18 protein-coding genes and 1 tRNA gene are annotated in these 16460 nt (G+C 48.0%); 11 read left to right on the plus strand and 8 right to left on the minus strand.

The window, feature by feature from the left end; genetic code table 11:
* Window positions 1–237: 237 nt before the first annotated feature.
* The 3 genes from PREMU_RS12565 to PREMU_RS12575 all read right to left on the minus strand — a co-directional run bounded on the left by PREMU_RS12565 (window position 238) and on the right by PREMU_RS12575 (window position 2009).
* Window positions 238–669, minus strand: coding sequence for an RNA-binding S4 domain-containing protein (locus tag PREMU_RS12565; protein WP_007575834.1), 432 nt, complete (start codon window positions 667–669; stop codon window positions 238–240).
* Window positions 670–696: 27 nt separating this feature from the next.
* Window positions 697–1284 (minus strand): aminoacyl-tRNA hydrolase, encoded by a 588-nt coding sequence (gene pth / locus PREMU_RS12570; RefSeq protein ID WP_007575835.1) that lies wholly within the window; start codon window positions 1282–1284, stop codon window positions 697–699.
* Window positions 1285–1382: 98 nt separating this feature from the next.
* The gene (locus PREMU_RS12575; protein WP_007575836.1) at window positions 1383–2009 is read right to left on the minus strand and encodes a 50S ribosomal protein L25/general stress protein Ctc; all 627 of its coding nucleotides are present in this window, start codon (window positions 2007–2009) and stop codon (window positions 1383–1385) included.
* Between the two features lie 232 nt (window positions 2010–2241).
* Here PREMU_RS12575 and nusB point away from each other — a divergent pair, with 232 nt between their 5' ends.
* The 7 genes from nusB to PREMU_RS12610 all read left to right on the plus strand — a co-directional run bounded on the left by nusB (window position 2242) and on the right by PREMU_RS12610 (window position 7494).
* Window positions 2242–3321, plus strand: a complete 1080-nt coding sequence (gene nusB, locus PREMU_RS12580) for a transcription antitermination factor NusB (protein WP_007575837.1) — start codon at window positions 2242–2244, stop codon at window positions 3319–3321.
* Between the two features lie 25 nt (window positions 3322–3346).
* Window positions 3347–3670, plus strand: coding sequence for a preprotein translocase subunit YajC (yajC, locus tag PREMU_RS12585; protein WP_007575838.1), 324 nt, complete (start codon window positions 3347–3349; stop codon window positions 3668–3670).
* Complete coding sequence (locus PREMU_RS12590; RefSeq protein ID WP_007575840.1) at window positions 3670–4650, plus strand: CdaR family protein; 981 nt, start codon at window positions 3670–3672, stop codon at window positions 4648–4650. Before yajC ends, PREMU_RS12590 begins: the two co-directional genes overlap by 1 nt.
* A gap of 21 nt (window positions 4651–4671) precedes the next feature.
* Window positions 4672–5277 (plus strand): dephospho-CoA kinase, encoded by a 606-nt coding sequence (locus tag PREMU_RS12595; protein WP_007575841.1) that lies wholly within the window; start codon window positions 4672–4674, stop codon window positions 5275–5277.
* Between the two features lie 4 nt (window positions 5278–5281).
* On the plus strand, window positions 5282–5734 hold the full coding sequence (locus PREMU_RS12600; RefSeq protein ID WP_007575843.1) for a DUF5606 family protein: 453 nt from the start codon (window positions 5282–5284) through the stop codon (window positions 5732–5734).
* 89 nt (window positions 5735–5823) lie between these two features.
* Window positions 5824–6627: a Nif3-like dinuclear metal center hexameric protein gene (locus PREMU_RS12605; RefSeq protein ID WP_040558456.1), complete on the plus strand. Its 804-nt coding sequence runs from the start codon at window positions 5824–5826 to the stop codon at window positions 6625–6627.
* A gap of 33 nt (window positions 6628–6660) precedes the next feature.
* Entirely contained in the window at window positions 6661–7494 is an 834-nt protein-coding gene (locus PREMU_RS12610; RefSeq protein ID WP_007575847.1) for a zinc ribbon domain-containing protein, read from the plus strand.
* Between the two features lie 659 nt (window positions 7495–8153).
* On the opposite strand, the gene PREMU_RS12615 is transcribed toward PREMU_RS12610, so the two are convergent.
* On the minus strand, window positions 8154–8933 hold the full coding sequence (locus tag PREMU_RS12615; protein WP_007575848.1) for a TerB family tellurite resistance protein: 780 nt from the start codon (window positions 8931–8933) through the stop codon (window positions 8154–8156).
* A 131-nt stretch (window positions 8934–9064) separates the two neighbouring features.
* On the opposite strand from PREMU_RS12615, the gene PREMU_RS12620 reads away from it, so the two are divergent.
* A complete protein-coding gene (locus tag PREMU_RS12620; RefSeq protein ID WP_007575850.1) occupies window positions 9065–9271 on the plus strand; it encodes a hypothetical protein in 207 nt (68 codons plus the stop codon).
* An 81-nt stretch (window positions 9272–9352) separates the two neighbouring features.
* On the opposite strand, the gene PREMU_RS12625 is transcribed toward PREMU_RS12620, so the two are convergent.
* From PREMU_RS12625 to rsfS, 3 genes are read right to left on the minus strand one after another with little or no spacing between them, the layout of a single operon-like run.
* Window positions 9353–10228 (minus strand): phosphatidate cytidylyltransferase, encoded by an 876-nt coding sequence (locus tag PREMU_RS12625; protein WP_007575852.1) that lies wholly within the window; start codon window positions 10226–10228, stop codon window positions 9353–9355.
* 26 nt (window positions 10229–10254) lie between these two features.
* The gene (ftsH, locus tag PREMU_RS12630; RefSeq protein WP_007575854.1) at window positions 10255–12345 is read right to left on the minus strand and encodes an ATP-dependent zinc metalloprotease FtsH; all 2091 of its coding nucleotides are present in this window, start codon (window positions 12343–12345) and stop codon (window positions 10255–10257) included.
* 25 nt (window positions 12346–12370) lie between these two features.
* On the minus strand, window positions 12371–12742 hold the full coding sequence (gene rsfS, locus PREMU_RS12635) for a ribosome silencing factor (protein ID WP_007575855.1): 372 nt from the start codon (window positions 12740–12742) through the stop codon (window positions 12371–12373).
* Window positions 12743–13115: 373 nt separating this feature from the next.
* Between rsfS and PREMU_RS12640 the strand changes: the two genes are divergently transcribed.
* From PREMU_RS12640 to PREMU_RS12650, 3 genes are all read left to right on the plus strand, one after another.
* A tRNA-Gln gene (locus tag PREMU_RS12640) sits at window positions 13116–13186 on the plus strand.
* Between the two features lie 70 nt (window positions 13187–13256).
* Window positions 13257–13910, plus strand: a complete 654-nt coding sequence (locus PREMU_RS12645; RefSeq protein ID WP_007575857.1) for a M15 family metallopeptidase — start codon at window positions 13257–13259, stop codon at window positions 13908–13910.
* The gene (locus PREMU_RS12650) at window positions 13897–14331 is read left to right on the plus strand and encodes an EVE domain-containing protein (protein ID WP_007575859.1); all 435 of its coding nucleotides are present in this window, start codon (window positions 13897–13899) and stop codon (window positions 14329–14331) included. Before PREMU_RS12645 ends, PREMU_RS12650 begins: the two co-directional genes overlap by 14 nt.
* Before the next feature lie 142 nt (window positions 14332–14473).
* Here PREMU_RS12650 and PREMU_RS12655 read toward each other — a convergent pair whose 3' ends face one another.
* Window positions 14474–16369: a DUF349 domain-containing protein gene (locus tag PREMU_RS12655; RefSeq protein WP_007575861.1), complete on the minus strand. Its 1896-nt coding sequence runs from the start codon at window positions 16367–16369 to the stop codon at window positions 14474–14476.
* Window positions 16370–16460: the final 91 nt, after the last annotated feature.

The following is a 16460-nucleotide window of genomic DNA, read 5'->3' on the forward strand; positions in this document are numbered from 1 at the left end:
GTTTGTATTTTTTTCAAATTTATTTAAAATACAATACTGAGGCCATTGCCTCAACGGCGTAAACGCATCGCCATTACGGCGTAAAGGCGATGCGTTAACGGTGTAGAGGCGATGCGTTAACGGTGTAGAGGCAACGCCATTCAATAAGAAAGGTGGTGTGATTACGTTGACGTAACCTCACCGTCTCTCAATATATGGTGGTTTATAAGTCTTTCCGTAAGTTTCAATCGTGGCTGTTCATTCCTCATCCCAGCCAAACATCAGGGGATCAGTGAAGGCGTCGAGCTGCCGCCGCTCTTTCTTTGTGGGCCGGCCGGTGCCGCGCTGACGGTCGATGAAGCCACTGATGCGGCTCATCTCTAACTTCTCGTATTCTTCTGCAGGTGTAACGTTCTCATATACTTGTGGAAGCAGTTTGGCACCCACTCGCGTCTCAATGCAGGCGATGATCTTAAACGAGAAGGTGATGGGAGGCTTGCGCACGCTTACCACATCTCCGGCTTTGACGGTATGGCTTGGCTTGACGGCATTGCCGTCGATGGTGACGCGGTTATTCTTGATGGCATCCACGGCGATAGACCGAGTCTTATAGATACGTGCTGCCCACAGCCATTTGTCTATGCGTGCTGTCGCGCCATAGCCGGGCATCTTTGGAGTGTTGTCGCTCATTCTATACTTTGTACTTTTTCCCTTTTATTACTCTTTTTCCTTCTTGATTTTCCCCAGCTTGTTGTATGCGTTCATGGTTTCGTCGATGCCTTGCAGCACAAAACTCTTGATGATGTCCACGGAGAGGTCGAGGGTGGGCTGGAGCGTCTGCATGTCGTCAGCTGAGTAATGGCCAAGCACCCAGTCTATTTGTCCGCCGCGTGGATAGTCGTTGCCTATGCCGATGCGCAGTCGGGAAAAGTCCTGACCGATAAGTTGGATGATGTGTCCGAGCCCGTTATGTCCGCCGCCGCTGCCACCACCCTTAAGGCGAAACTCTCCCAAAGGCAGTGCGACATCGTCGCTGATGACAAGCAACCGCGTTTGATCAATTTTCTCCTCATTGAGCCAATAGCGCACGGCATTGCCGGAGAGATTCATGAAGGTCGTCGGCTTGAGCACGAATATTTTCCTACCTTTCAGCGAGGTCTCCGCCACGAACCCGTAGCGTCGGTCGTGCCAATCGGCTCCCATGGCTTTGGCGAAAGCATCGACAGTCATCCAACCTGTGTTGTGACGGGTGCCTGCATATTCATCGCCGGGGTTGCCCAGGCCGCATATCAAGTATTTATCCATGTTGTTGACGTGATGATATAATAAAAGGTAAAAAGAAGCGCTCCACGATGAAATGGCGGGGCTTTCCTTTTTACCTTTATGGTGTGTTTATCAATAGCTTATTCAGCTGCAGGAGCTGCTTCATCGGCTGCCGTTTCGTCCGTTGCAGCGGCGGTGACAGCATTACGTGTCATCTTCACAGAGCAGACGACGACATCCTTGCTGGTGGCAATCTCAAGACCCTCGAAAGAAAGCTCACCCACCTTGATGCTCTTGCCTAAGCGCAGACCGGTGACGTCGATATCGAGGTGCTCCGGAATCTGCTGGTAAGGAGCGGTGACGTTGATCTTGCGGATGGAAAGGTTCATGCGGCCGCCATCGCGGACACCCTGTGCCAGGCCGTTGAGCTTGACAGGAATACCAATGGTAATGGGCTTCTGGTCGTTGACTTCATAGAAGTCGACGTGCAAAGGAGCGTCGGTGACGGGGTGGAACTGGATTTCCTTCAGGATGGCTGTGTGATCCTGACCGTCAATTGTAATCTTGATAACATAGATGTGGGGTGTGTAGATGATCTTGCGCAGTTCACTGAATGGGGAAGCGAAAGACAAGGCAATGGGCTGACCATTGGCATCCTTAGCCTCACCATAGAGGTTGCAGGGAATGAATCCTTCCTTACGGAGGGCTTTAGAAGCTTTCTTGCCAAGGTTCTCACGCTTCTGACCTGAGATGTTGATTTCTTTCATCGTTAAATGTGTTACTCTAAATTAAACTGTTTTTTTTAATTCGCCATCACACTGGAAGACTTTCCAAGTCTGAAAAGCGGTGCAAAGGTACGGCTTTTATTGCTATTTGCACAAACATATTTGAAAAAAAACAAATATTTACCCTTATTCTTTGTGTAGAATATGATTATTTACTACTTTTGCAAAGAATAAACGAAAGAACGGTGCACAGGCATCGCCAAAGAGACAACAAATGATTAACAGAGAGCTGATACGCACGAAAATCGTGCAGTTGACCTATGCTTATTATCAGAATGGCGGCAGGAACATCGAGAATGCAGAGAAAGAGCTTTTGCTAAGCCTTTCGAAAGCTTACGACCTTTATAATTATCTCCTTGATCTCATTATAGCTGTCACCAAGGAGGAGCGTCGCCGTGTGGAGCTACTCTCTGTTCGCAGCCGCAGGGAAGGAACGGAAGAACCTTCTTCCAAATTCATCTTCAATAAGTTCGCTGTACAGTTAGAGGAAAACAAGACGCTTAGCAGCTTCAATGAGGATAAGAATATGTCTTGGGACGGAGATGCTGACTTTGTGCGCAAGCTCTGCGACAAGATTGAACAGAGCGAAGTCTACAAAGAATACATGGCTGTGGCTGAGAGTGACTATGAGGCTGACCGTGAAATGTGGCGCAAACTCTACCGTCAACTCATTAAGGATAACGAGGATCTCGATGCCTTGTTAGAGGAAAAGAGCATCTATTGGAACGACGATAAGGAGGTAGTGGACACTTTTGTGCTCAAGACCATCAAGCGATTTGATCCCAAAGAAAAAGGCAATCAGGAACTGTTGCCGGAATATAAAGATGAGGACGACAAGGAATTTGCCCGCAAACTTTTCCGTGCAGCCATTCTCAACGCCAACGACTATCAGCGCTATATGAGCGAGACATCCCGTAACTGGGACTTCTCTCGGTTGGCCTACATGGATGTTATCATCATGCAAATTGCCATTGCCGAATTGCTCAACTTTCCTAATATCCCTGCCACAGTGACCATCAATGAGTATGTGGATATGGCGAAGCGCTACAGCACTCCACGGAGTGGCGGGTATATCAATGGTATGCTTGACGCTATCGCGCGTCATCTTATCAATACGGGCAAGATGCTCAAGGAGATGCCGCCACGTCAGGAGAGATGGAAGCAAGCGGAGAGAAGACCCCAGGGAAGCTATTCCAAGCCTGTGAGGTTCGTGCACAGAGCCAACGATGTTGAGGCTTCTTCCACTCAGGATAAGGCAGTCGGCGGGGATGCTCAAAATACTACAGATCAATAAAGACAAACAATAATAACAGCTAATTATGATATCACTGGTTCTTGCTGCACAGGCAGCACAAGGAGGTGGCGGATTTGGCGGTATGATCTTCATGCTGGTTGCTATCTTCGTCATCATGTATTTCTTCATGGTTCGCCCACAGCAAAAACGTCAAAAGAAGATTCGTGAGTTTCAGAATTCTCTTCAGGAAGGCTCACGTGTCGTTACGGGTGGCGGTATCTATGGTACCGTGAGGCGTATCGATCAAGCAAAGAACACGATTGACGTGGAAGTGGCACATGGCGTCGTGATCACTGTAGACAAGGGCAGTGTGTTTCAGGATACCACACAAAGGCAGACTAATGCCTGATGCGTACACTGGACCGAGCTTATCATCTCATAAAAAGCTTCTTGTCTGATTTCTCGGGCAAGGAGTTTTTGATTTTCCTCTTCTTCCTGGCACTCAGTAGCATTTTCTGGTTGATGATGACACTCAATGAGACCTATGAAGTAGAGTTCAAGGTTCCGATGGTCGTTACTGGTGTGCCGAAGAATGTGGTAATGACTTCTGAGCCCTCCGATACGATCCGTGTTTCGGTGAGAGATAAGGGCCTTGTCATCCTGCTCTATTCCACCTACAAACGCTTTCACCCACTGGCAATCAGGTTTGCAACTTATGCCGATAAGGAGACAGGGCATGGGGAAATCCCATCATCGGATTTGCTGAGACAACTTCGGTTGCAGGTCTATGGCTCCTCAACCATCACGTCGGTGAAATGTGAGCAGTCCTCATTTTCTTTCAACTACGGACTGAACCGCAGAATCAAGATCATGCTTACAGGTAAGGTTGTGCCTATCGACAACTATTATTTAGCGCATGTGCAGATTAAGCCAGACAATGCCACGGTCTATGCAAGCCGCCATGTGCTCAGCCGCATTGGCTCAGTGTTGACAGAGCAGTTGGATATCTCTAATTTCAACGATACGGTGACAAGGGAGATAGGATTACGACCCATTACAGGAGCAAAGATAGTGCCGATGAAAGTGAAGGTGACCCTTTATCCGGACGTACTTACCGAAGGTTCTGTTGATGTGCCCATCACAACTGTGAACAGACCGAAGGACTTAGTGGTGAGAACTTTCCCGCAATCGGTTAAGGTGAAATACAATGTAGGGGCTAATGTTTACCGGTTGGTGCGTCCTGCTGACTTTCAGGTTACGGCTGACTTTAAGGAGATTTCATCTCATCCATCGGATAAGTGCAATATTTACCTGCACAATAATTCACGTTATGCCCGCAATGCAAAATTGGAGGTGTCACAAGTGGACTACCTGATAGAGCAGCAATAAACTCGTAATTATTAACTATTTATGATAGGGCATTTTGCGATTACGGGTGGAATCGGTAGTGGCAAGAGCTATGTATGTCACACGCTTGAGGCCTATGGCATCAAAGTTTATGACTGCGATGCGGCTGCGAAAAGACTGTGGGCGACCGACCGAGCTTTACAGAATGGCTTGAAGGCCATTGTGGGAGATGAGGTCTACAAGGACGGCAACCTGCAGAAAGGGGTATTGGCAACGTTTCTTCTTCAATCGGTATCCAACAAGCTTGCAGTCGATAACCTCGTTCATCCGGCTGTAGCCCTCGACTTTCTGCAAAGCGGTCTTAGGTGGTTGGAAAGTGCGGTGTTTTTTGACAGCGGTTTCTATAAACGTCTCGTTTTTGATTTTACAGTCTGTGTTTCCGCACCGCTTGATGTCAGAGTGGAGCGTGTAATGAGACGCGATGGCATCAGCCGTGAGAGGGCTATGGAATGGATGGCCAGGCAATGGCCGCAGGAAGAAGTGGAGCGTCACAGCGATTTTGTTATCGTCAATGACGGTCATCGCGACCTGAACGAGCAGGTTATGGAAATGCTCAATCGGTTGAATCAATTGAATTTATCGTCAAATAGACAACATATCAATTATTAATAACATGGAAACAATATTATCTATCTCAGGCAAGCCGGGACTTTACAAGCTCCTCTCACACGGAAAGATGAATCTGATCGTTGAGGCAATAGACGCTTCCCATCATCGTACTCCAGTCTTTTCCACCGACAGGGTGACCAGTCTGGGCGACATCGCCATGTATACTGATGCCGACGATATTCCTCTCTGGCAGGTACTGGCTAAGGTGGGGGAGAAGGAAGCATCCAAAAAGGCTTCACTCAACTACAGAAAGTGCTCTGCTAAGGAGTTGCATGACTATTTTGCTGAGGTGCTGCCCAACTATGACCGTGAACGCGTGCATGACAGCGATATTAAGAAGCTGCTGCAATGGTACAACATCCTCGTGGAGAATGGTTACACGGACTTTAAGGAATTGCTTTCTGCTGAACAGGCAGCGGAAGACGGTGAGGCTGCCATTGCAGAGAAGACGGAATAAGGTTAAACTTAAAAAAGCATAAATAATAAAGCGCAACACAACATAAGTGCCGCGCTTTTATTAACTTTGTGCCAAATCGTTTTTAAAGCGTGAAAATAATAGGAGTGGTTGATGCCCTTGAGCGTTTCGCGCCTTTGCCCCTGCAGGAGGACTATGATAATGCCGGTCTGCAAGTGGGACTGACAGAGGCCGAGGTTTCAGGGGCATTATTGTGTCTGGACGTTACCGAGACTGTGCTTGACGAGGCTATGGAGAATGGTTGTAACCTGATAGTGAGCCATCATCCTCTTATCTTTCATCGGCTGGCCCATATCACGGGTGAGGACGAAGTGCAACGGGTGGTGATGAAAGCTGTCAGAAATGATGTCGCCATCGTGTCTATGCACACCAATCTTGACGCAGCCGTTGGGGGCGTGAACTATAAGATCGCCTCTAAAATGAATGCGAAAGTGATGGGGAGCCTTGGCGGACATAAAGAAGCAACGGCTGATAACGGTACTGTGGTTAGCGGAAATGACGGCGTGATGGCTTTGCTTAAAGCTCCCATGGCTGCCGATGATTTCATGGCCATGCTCAAAGAGGTCTTCGACGTGGAGTGCGTGATGGCTAATGAACTGTTGCGCCGGCCCATCCAGAAGGTGGCTATCTGTGGGGGAGCCGGCGACTTCTTGCTTCCTGAAGCTGTAAAGGCGGGCGCTGATGCTTTTGTCACGGGGGAGATGCACTACCATCAGTATTTTGGTCATGAACAAGAGTTGCAGATAGCAGTCATCGGCCATTACCAGAGTGAGCAGTTTACCAAGGAGATCTTCAGAGAGATCATCGAGAGGAGTTGCCCGGGAGTCAGGTGCGTGCTGTCGGGCATTAACACCAACCCAATCCTTTATTTTTAGCGATTCAACAAAACAACAAACACATATATTAATATGGCAACAATCAAGAAGAATTCGTCAGAAATGTCGGTAGAAGAAAAGCTGAAGACGCTTTTCCAGTTACAGGTGACGCTTTCGGCTATTGACGAGAAGCGTGCCCTGCGCGGCGAGCTGCCGTTGGAAGTAGGCGATCTTGAGGATGAAATAGCCGGACTCAACACACGCCTGCAGAAGATACAGGACGAGGTAGCCGACTATCAGAGCGCGGTCTCACAGAAACGTAATGAGATTGAGCAGTACCAGCACAGTGTGGACCACTATAAGGAACAGCTTGACACCGTGCGGAACAATCGGGAGTATGACAACCTGTCAAAAGAGATAGAGTTCCAAACATTGGAGATCGAACTTGCCAACAAGAAGATCAAGGAGGCAACCGAGAAGATCACCGAGCGGCAGAGTGACCTCGCCAAGGTACAGGAAACGATTACTGACCGCCAGGCCGACCTGGTCTCAAAGCGTGCAGAGCTTGATGATATTATGCAGGAGACCCGTGAGGCCGAGGCTGACTTGAAGGATAGGGCAAAGGAGTTGGAGGCGAAGATAGAGCCTCGCCTGCTTCAGAGTTTCAAGCGCATCCGCAAGTCTGCGCGTAATGGACTGGGTATTGTTTACGTGCAGCGTGACGCGTGCGGAGGTTGTTTCAACAAAATTCCGCCACAGCGGCAGCTGGACATCAAGCAACATAAGAAGATCATCGTGTGTGAGTATTGCGGTCGCATCCTGATTGACCCAGAGCTTGCCGGTGTAAAGACGGGGACACCTGATGAGACGAAGCCGAGACGGAAGCGTACTTCCAGGAAGAAGAAAGAAGAAACCGAGGCGGAGTAATTTCCCGTTTGAGGGGTGTCGATACATCCGTATGCAGGATGTGGTTCCTGTGACCATCTGCGAAGTCATTGATGATCAATGCTATTGTGGGCGGCCATGAGAACCGCGTCCAACTGTTTTTACCTTTTGCCGCAAGATCTGTTTTAGATGTTATAAAATATTGAAAGGGCTGGGAGGATAGCCGGGCAAATCTATACGATACTCTTGCAGGAGAGTCTGTAAAGTGTAAAGAAATCTATCAAAAAAAAGCACCTTGCGGAGCACACGTTTTAGGAAAGCAAACTGACTTTCAGCGTGTAATAAATAGGACAAAAACGTATTTTCAGCCATTTAAAAGTGGAGAGAAATGGTATTTCTATTGTATGAGACGGCCTCTACAGTTGAATCGCATCGCCTTTATGGTGCAATCGCATCGCCAAACAAGCGTAGAGACGTGGCGTTTCAATTGTAATGGCAAATGAAATGAGACGACAAAAGGGCTCCATAAAAGCACGATAGATGATAAACAGCTGATTGATAACATCTTGCCAATTCAGCCATGAATGCGTTTTTTTAACCAGGAGGACAGGTCGACTTGTAAGAATCGATTCTCAGAAAGCAATTTGTCATTTAAAATTCAAGTTGTCTGTCATCCGTCTGGAGTGTCTCATCAAGATGCTTTATCCTCTGATCCCTCTTGCTTTCCAGATGGTCTCCTTTGCGGCGTTGATTTCCTGGAATTTCTTTTCTGCTGCTTTGCGAACGTCTTCGCCCAGTGTGGCCACCCTGTCGGGATGATTCTTCAAAGCCAGTTTTCGGTAAGCGGCTTTCAGCTCATCGTCTGTGGCGGTGGGTTCGACGCACAACACTTTGTAGGCGGCATCCAGAGAAGAGGAAGCGTCGTGGAGGTTAAGCATGCTGTCGAGATCGGATGGATCCATGCCCAATTCCACAGCGCACTCGCGTAGGGCACTCACCTCTCCGGGAGACACCACGCCGTCGGCCTGAGCGATAATAACCAGGAAGTGGAGCAGTTCGAGGCGTTGTGCGTAGGGCATATATAGTCGGAGCTGCCGGCACGAGCTCATCACGGCCGACTTAAACTCGCCCATGCCCAGCCGTTTCTGCTGGTCGAAGAGCTTGAGAAGGATCTGTTCGCCCTCACTGACAGCAGCTTCTCCGAAGTTGTTTCTCAGAAACGAGCGCACGACATTCATCTCAGAGTGCATCACCCGTCCATCGGCACGGATGATGTAAGAGGCCAGTACCAATAGCGAGAAGCGGAAGGTATTGCGCTGGCCTTCATAGACTTGCTGTTGCGTTTGTGTGCCATCCCCCTCCAGCTCTGCAGGCTCTGTGCTCTTGTCGAAGAGTGATCCTAATACGAAGCCTGCGATGGCACCTAAAGGACCAGCCGCCATGAGGCCTAAAAATCCTCCTATCCATTTTCCCATTGTCATATTCTGCCAAAGTAAAACTTGTTTGTCGTTATTCCCTTGCAAAATTACTAAAAAAGGGTTGCCGACAATTAGTTTTTTGTGGGATTTTCAGTAACTTTGCCGAAAATTATCAATTAAAACACGATAGCATTATGAGCATTGCATTAGCTTTGATACTCTTTCTTGTCGTAGCATGCCTGTTGTGGGGCATTGGAGAGCTGCATTACAAAAACTTCAATTATGTAGAGGATATTCCCCACCACGCTGACCCCACGGCACATCAGGCAGGACCTTATGTTGAGAAAAACATTCGTGACATCATGAAGGATAATTCGACAAGAGGCTATAGCGCTGTATAAGTTTTTATTCTTCTGACAGTCAGGAACAGGCAGGCTTCCGTTTTGGAGGTCTGCCTGTTGTGTTTTCCCCATGTCAGGTTTTTATTGCATGAAGATGGTGATGGTGTAAAGGTAAATGACAGCTGCAGGGATGGCAAGGAGGCTGGAGTCGAAACGGTCCATCATTCCGCCGTGGCCCGGCAGTATCTTTCCGCTGTCCTTGACGCCTATGGTGCGCTTGAAGAGGCTCTCAACAAGGTCTCCCCATGTACCGAATATCACGATGACAGCCCCAAGTCCAAGCCATTGCCACTCATTGAGGGAGTGCGGCTCAGCACCATTATTTGCAAAATAGCCGATCACTCCGGCAATGACGACAGCGAAGATGCCACCGCCGATACTGCCTTCCCAGGTCTTCCCCGGTGAGATGCGGGGGAAAAGCTTATGCTTTCCAAACAGAGAGCCGAAGCAGTAAGCGCCCGTGTCATTGGCCCATAACAGGATAAAGACCGAGAGAGGCAGCAGCATGTCATATCCGGAAAAGTCACCATTGGCATCGCGATGAAAGGCGAGTACGTTGATGAGGGCCAGCGGCATGGCTATATACATCTGACCGAGCATGGTGTAGGCCATATTGTTGACCGCGTCGCGGTTCTTTGCATATAGCTCACTGATGAGCAGGTAGATAATCGTAAGTACGTAGGGCATCATTACGGCGAAGCCTCTCACGACATCCAAACTCCACAGCGCTACGGCGATAAAGAGATAAACTCCACCTACAGTAGAGATAAAGCGGTTGATGTTGACGTTTGCCACGCGGTCGTTCACCAGCCCTGAGTATTCCCAGAGAGTCAGTCCCGTGATAATGGCAAAGAGCAGCATCATCGCTGAAGCATTGAGGAATCCCGCCACCATAATGGCGACGAAGAGCACGCCGGTGATAGTCCGGACAATCAGATTCTTCTGTTTTTCTGTCATAATTTCAGCGTATTGTCTTGATACAGTCAATCTTTTTTATTTTCGTCAGTCTCCTTCTTTTGATCAGCCACAGCCTTATCGTGCTCAGCCTGTGCCTGCTTCACCTCGTCAGGCATGTCTTCGAGCTTTGGAGTCTCGGCCTCTAACTTGGCATTCTTTTCAGCTTCAAGCTTGTCGTTTTCTTTTATCAACTCCTCCGATCGGCTTGTCCACGGGCGTTTTCCGAATATTTTCTCCACATCCTCTCGGTAGATCACTTCTTTCTCAAAGAGAAGTTGTGCCAGAGCGGCATGCCCATCTTTATGATCGGTGAGAATCTGTTTGGCACGGGCATATTGCTCATTTACAATTTTCAGGACTTCATCATCGATGATCTTTGCCGTGGTCTCACTGTAGGGACGCTGGAAGGAATAGTCATTATTATTATAATAGCAGATGTTTGGCAGTCGGTCACTCATTCCTGTATATGCCACCATGCCGAAAGCTGCTTTGGTAGAGCGTTCCAAATCGTTCATAGCCCCCGTTGAGATGGAACCAATGAAGAGGTCTTCGGCCGCACGGCCGCCAAGTAGTGAGCAGATTTGGTCGAGTTCTTCTTCTTTAGTGGTGATGACGCGCTCTTCCGGAATATACCAGGCGGCGCCGAGTGCTTGCCCACGGGGGACGATGGTGACTTTGACCAGAGGGTTAGCATATTTGCAGAACCAGCTGATGGTGGCGTGGCCTGCCTCGTGAATGGCGATAGCGCGCTTCTCATTGGCAGTCATCACCTTGGTTTTCTTTTCCAGTCCGCCTACGATACGGTCGACAGCGTTGAGGAAGTCTTGTTTTGAGACGACTTTCTTATTGTGCCTTGCCGCTATCAGGGCAGCTTCGTTACAGACGTTGGCAATGTCGGCCCCCGAGAATCCCGGTGTTTGCCGGGCCAGGAAGTCTACATCGAGATCGTTGCCACGCTTCAGGGGCTTGAGATGCACGAGGAAGATAGCCTTTCTTTCTGCCAGATCCGGAAGGTCGACATGAATCTGCCGGTCGAAACGTCCGGCACGCAGCAGGGCTTTGTCGAGCATGTCAGCACGGTTGGTAGCGGCAAGCACGATAACACCCGAGTTGGTGCCGAAGCCGTCCATTTCTGTCAGCAGAGCGTTAAGTGTGTTCTCACGCTCATCATTCCCTCCCATAGAAGGGTTCTTTGATCTGGCACGACCAACTGCGTCGATCTCATCGATAAAGATGATGCATGGTGCTTTCTGCTTTGCCTGTGCAAAGACATCGCGCACACGGCTGGCACCGACACCGACAAACATTTCCACAAAGTCGGAGCCTGACATGGAGAAGAAAGGCACTCCGGCTTCACCGGCCACGGCTTTTGCCAAAAGGGTCTTACCTGTTCCCGGGGGTCCGATGAGCAGAGCTCCCTTGGGGATTTTGCCTCCTAACTCAGTATATTTCTTTGGGTTCTTCAAGAAGTCAACAATTTCCTGCACTTCTTGCTTGGCTCCCTCTTGCCCTGCAACGTCTTTGAAGGTAATGCCCATCTCGTTGCCTTTCTCGTACAGGCGGGCTTTACTTTTGCCGACATTGAAGATGCCTCCACCACCTCCAATGCCTGCGCTGCCGCTCATACCCCGGCTGAACATCCATATAATGAAGAAGAGGAAGATTAGGGGTCCCAAGTTGATAAGTATGCTCCAAAAGTCGGTGCCGCGCTCATTATCGTAGCTATAACCTGCAAACTTGTGCTTCTGCTGCTGGTTGTCGAGAAACTTCTCCAGTTCGTCAATGGATCCAAACTGTACACTTACCCATGGGCTGGTGCCCACTTGTTGCGCCGACATGTTGAAGACGGTGCGGATATACTGAGGCTTGACAAACATCTTAAGCGTGTTGTCGCTCTTGTTGATGACTACACGTTGGGCGAAACCTTTCTCCACGTAGGTTTTAAAGTCACTGTAACTCACCTCTTGACTGGAGCTTCCCTTGATGATGGAACCACCTCCGCCTGAGAAGAGCATGATGGCAAGCACTACAGCTACGATGATATAGAGCCAGTTCATGTTGAACCGGGGCATCTTTGGCTGTTGCTGGTTGTTTGGATTGAATTGCCTGTTATCCATAGTTGTATTGTTGTTTTTGCTTTGATTAAATTACCTGGGCGTGTGCGGGTGTTGAAATGTCTGCGTCTTCCCATAGGTGCTCTAAGTCGTAGAAGGCACGTGGCCCAGGGAGAAAAATATGCACGATGATGTCAACGAAATCTATGGCCACCCATTGGTCGCTGCCCAGACCGTTGACTCCGACTGGTTTTTCACTTTCCTTGTCGCGGCATTTGTCGCCCACCGATTGTGCGATGGCTTCTACCTGTGCAGGTGAACCACCTTGACAGATAACAAAATAGTTGGCGATAGCTCCTTCGATGTGGTGGAGATCTACGATACGAATGTCCTCACCTTTTTTGTCTTCAATTGCTTCGATAATAGTCTTGAGCAGTGCTTCTGTTGATGTTGATTTCATGCAGTGTTGATATACAATAATTATCTTTTGTGTGTCAATGCTTCTATAATACAACAAAGTTAGTGAAAAACACAGGAATTACAAAGAATATTAATCTTATTTTTATTATTTTGTGGAGGTGACAGGACAGCGATATGACACAATGTCATTGCGGGAAAAACAGTCGGGTGGGTTGAATGGGCCATTGATGACAATGATGTTTGTCAATGGACGGATAAATATGCCATGAACTGATTTGCCTTGGGTTGTTTCATCGATTGTGTAGCGTATTGTAATGGGCCTTTTCAAAAAAAGTTGTTGAAAAGTTTGGTGGGGTTATAAAAAGTCAGTAACTTTGCACTCGTCATTCGAAAATAAGAGTAGTGAGACAAATTGGGGTATGGTGTAATGGTAACACTACAGATTCTGGTCCTGTCATTCTTGGTTCGAGTCCGAGTACCCCAACAATGTAGAGATCAAGCTTTTCTTGCTTGGTCTCTTTTCGTTTTCTTAAGAAGGTAAAGATTACTCTATTATGATGTGCCGTAATATATTGATTTTTTTCTTGCTGCTCCTCATTCCTTTGACAGTCCATGCTTTTCGTGAATCTGAGGACTTTTCCGTTTCGATGATTCCCGATGCCGTTTTCCAGCGAATGAAAGGAAAGAGCTATCCAGCAGACTGCCCTGTTAAACGCTCGGAGCTGAGGTACTTGCGGTTGTTGCATGTTGATAAGGAAGGGAAAATCCATCATGGTGAAATGGTCTGCAACAAGGCTATTGCTCAAGATGTATTGGAAATCTTTGAGGAGCTCTATAAGCATAGGTATCCTATAGAGCGAGTTAGGCTTATTGATGACTATGAAGCTGATGATGAGCAGTCGATGCGTGCTAACAATAGCAGCAGCTTTTGCTATAGGGTGGTGCGTGGTAGCAGGAAACTATCGGCTCACGCTAAGGGAATGGCCGTGGATATCAATACATTTTATAATCCTTGTGTCAGGCAGTCAAGATCCGGGAACATTACAGTACAGCCGTCTAATGCAAGGAAATATTCAGACCGGTCGGCGTCATTCCCTTATAAAATAGAGCGTGGCGATCTGCTTTGGCGGCTCTTTACGGCTCGGGGATTCAAATGGGGAGGATCGTGGAAATCGGTAAAAGACTATCAGCATTTTGAGAAGGATTGATATGAACTATTGGATTAGGGCTTACAACAATCAGCGTTTCCGGGTTGCCGACTTCATACACGATAATGGATTTATTGACTGGGGAATGAGGAACCGTTTTGAGAAAGGAGATGTAGTTTTCCTCTATGCCACCGCTCCCGAAAGCCGTATTACTTTCATGATGGAGGTAACGTCTGTCGCCTTGACTTGTGAGGAGATCGCCAATGATGAATCTTACTATATCTCCCAACAATATTTTGAGAACTGGTTACGCCACAAGGCGGATCATCTCTACGTACGTTATTCCTTCCTGAAAGAGTTTCATACATCTGAACTATCCCTTGCAAAGCTGAGGGAGAACGGTATGCAGGGAACGCCCCGCTCACCACGGAAATTATGGCCAGAGACGGTAGATTATATCATGGGGAAGTTGAATGATTAGAGTTCAGTAGACAGAAACTCTGAAGTAAAGTGAAGAAAAGTCCAGAAGTATAATTAGAGGTAGCTGTCTCTTGTAATAAGACTAAATCTCAGACTGTACTTCTGGACTTTTGGAATTCAGCAATCCTGTATCTCAACGGAGATTACTTTGTTTGGTCAATGGCCTTGATTTTCTCACGAATCATCTGTGCATCATCCTTGAGTTTCTGCACTTTGCGATTCATCTCATCAACAAGGCTGTTGCCTTTTTTGCTTGAGATATTGAGAAAGCCGAGGTTGTTTTCATAAGTTGTGATTTCCTGTTTAAGCTGCTCATAGCGGTGCATGAGCCGTGCGCGCTCATTATCAATGGCATCCTCTCCTTTCTTTGCTATGCCACGAAGATTATTCTTGAAGTTATCAAGATGACGTTTGGCCGCGGAGATATGCAGTTCGGTAAAGATTCTGTCCATGACGTCGTGGTATTCCTTGTAGACCTTGTCCTTATCGCGGTAAGGCACGTGTCCGATGGCATTGTATTTATCAGCGAGTTCCTGCACTTTCTCTCGAGCGTTGGCATCAGCGTCAGCGGCAATTTTCTTGAGTTCTTCGATGATGGCGTGCTTCTTTTGCAAGTTCTCCTTCTCTTCGTTGTGTGTGCCGGCATGTGCAGCATTGCGGGCGTCAAAAAAGTGGTTGCAGGCAGAGAGAAAGTCGTTCCACAACTGGTCACTGACTTTTCGGGGCGCGGTTCCAATGGCTCTCCATTCTTTTTGCAGCTGAATGAGTTTGTCAGAAGTCGCTTTCCAGTCGGTAGAGTCGGCGAGCTCTTGAGCTTTTGCCACGAGAGCTTTCTTTTTCTCAGCATTCTCGTAGAGCCGTGCACGTACCTCTTTGAAATAAGCAGCCTTCCGGCTGAAGAAGTCGTCGCATGTTTTACGGAAGCGCTGGAAAATCTCTTCGTTGCTCTTTTTGGGTGCAAAGCCGATGGTTTTCCATTCCTGCTGGATGCCAATGATTTCTTTAGAGTGTTTTTCCCAATCAGTTGAATTCTTATTTTCCTGTTGGGCGATGTTCTCTGTCTTTTCACAGAGTGCAGTCTTCTTGGCGAGATTCTCTTCCTCGTTGGCGCGCAACTTCTCGAAATGTTCCTGATGTCTCTTATTGATGACGGTGCTTGCATTCTTGAAGCGCGTCCAGATTTCTTCCCTGAGGTCTTTTGACACGGGTCCTATCTCGCGATACTGCTCATGCAGGTCTTGGAGTTGATGGAAGGCTCTGATCACATCGGGCTCTTCAGCAAGTTTTTCAGCTTCTTCGCACAGGCGTGTCTTGGCTTCTAAATTCTTCTTGAAATCGTATTCGCGTGCTTCGCGGTTGAGGTTGAGCAAGTCATAGAACTGCTCGACGTATAGCTGATAGTTGCGCCATGTCTCGCTTGATTTTTCGGGTGGCACCGGTCCTATCTCTTTCCATTCCTGCTGCAGAGCCTTGAAGTCATTGTATGATTTGTTTGCTTCGTCAGGTGAAGTGGCCATTGTCTTTATCTTCTCAATGATTTCCTCGCGACGCTTGAGATTGTCCTCACGCTCCTGCATCGCCCTCTCAAATGCCTTGGCACGCTTTTCCTTGATGACCTGCATGTTTGCCTTAAAGGTTTCCTCGTCATCGTCGGGCATCATTTGATACTTCTCGGGGTCACCTCCTGCCTCCAGGTATTCTTTCTGTTTTTGGTCGCGTTCTGCGATGTGGAAACGGTAGAAGGAGGCTTTGAGATGATCCATTTCGTCCCTGTTCGGGAGCTCATCGCTTTGGGCGATTTCCTTGACACGGTTGAGGACTTCCTGCTTTGAGGCGTAGACTTTCTTCGTCTCCTCAGATTCATTCTCAGCTTCTGACTTGTTTTCGACTTCTGATATGTTCTCAGCTTCGGGTTTGTTTTCAGCTTCTGACATGTTCTTAGCTTCAGGTTTGTTCTCAGCTTCCGAAGTGGAGTTGACCACCGTTTTCAGCTCTTCTGCATTGCCCTGTTCGGGGGCCTTTTCTTGAGAGTCCATCATTTCACTCTAAATTAAGTTTATGATTCGGAGTTCCATGGCCATGCTGCTGTGACCAGCAAACACCTTGGATGCGCATGGCTTCCAATGATTT

Origin of the sequence: Hallella multisaccharivorax DSM 17128 (assembly GCF_000218235.1) — a bacterium.
Classification (GTDB): domain Bacteria; phylum Bacteroidota; class Bacteroidia; order Bacteroidales; family Bacteroidaceae; genus Prevotella; species Prevotella multisaccharivorax.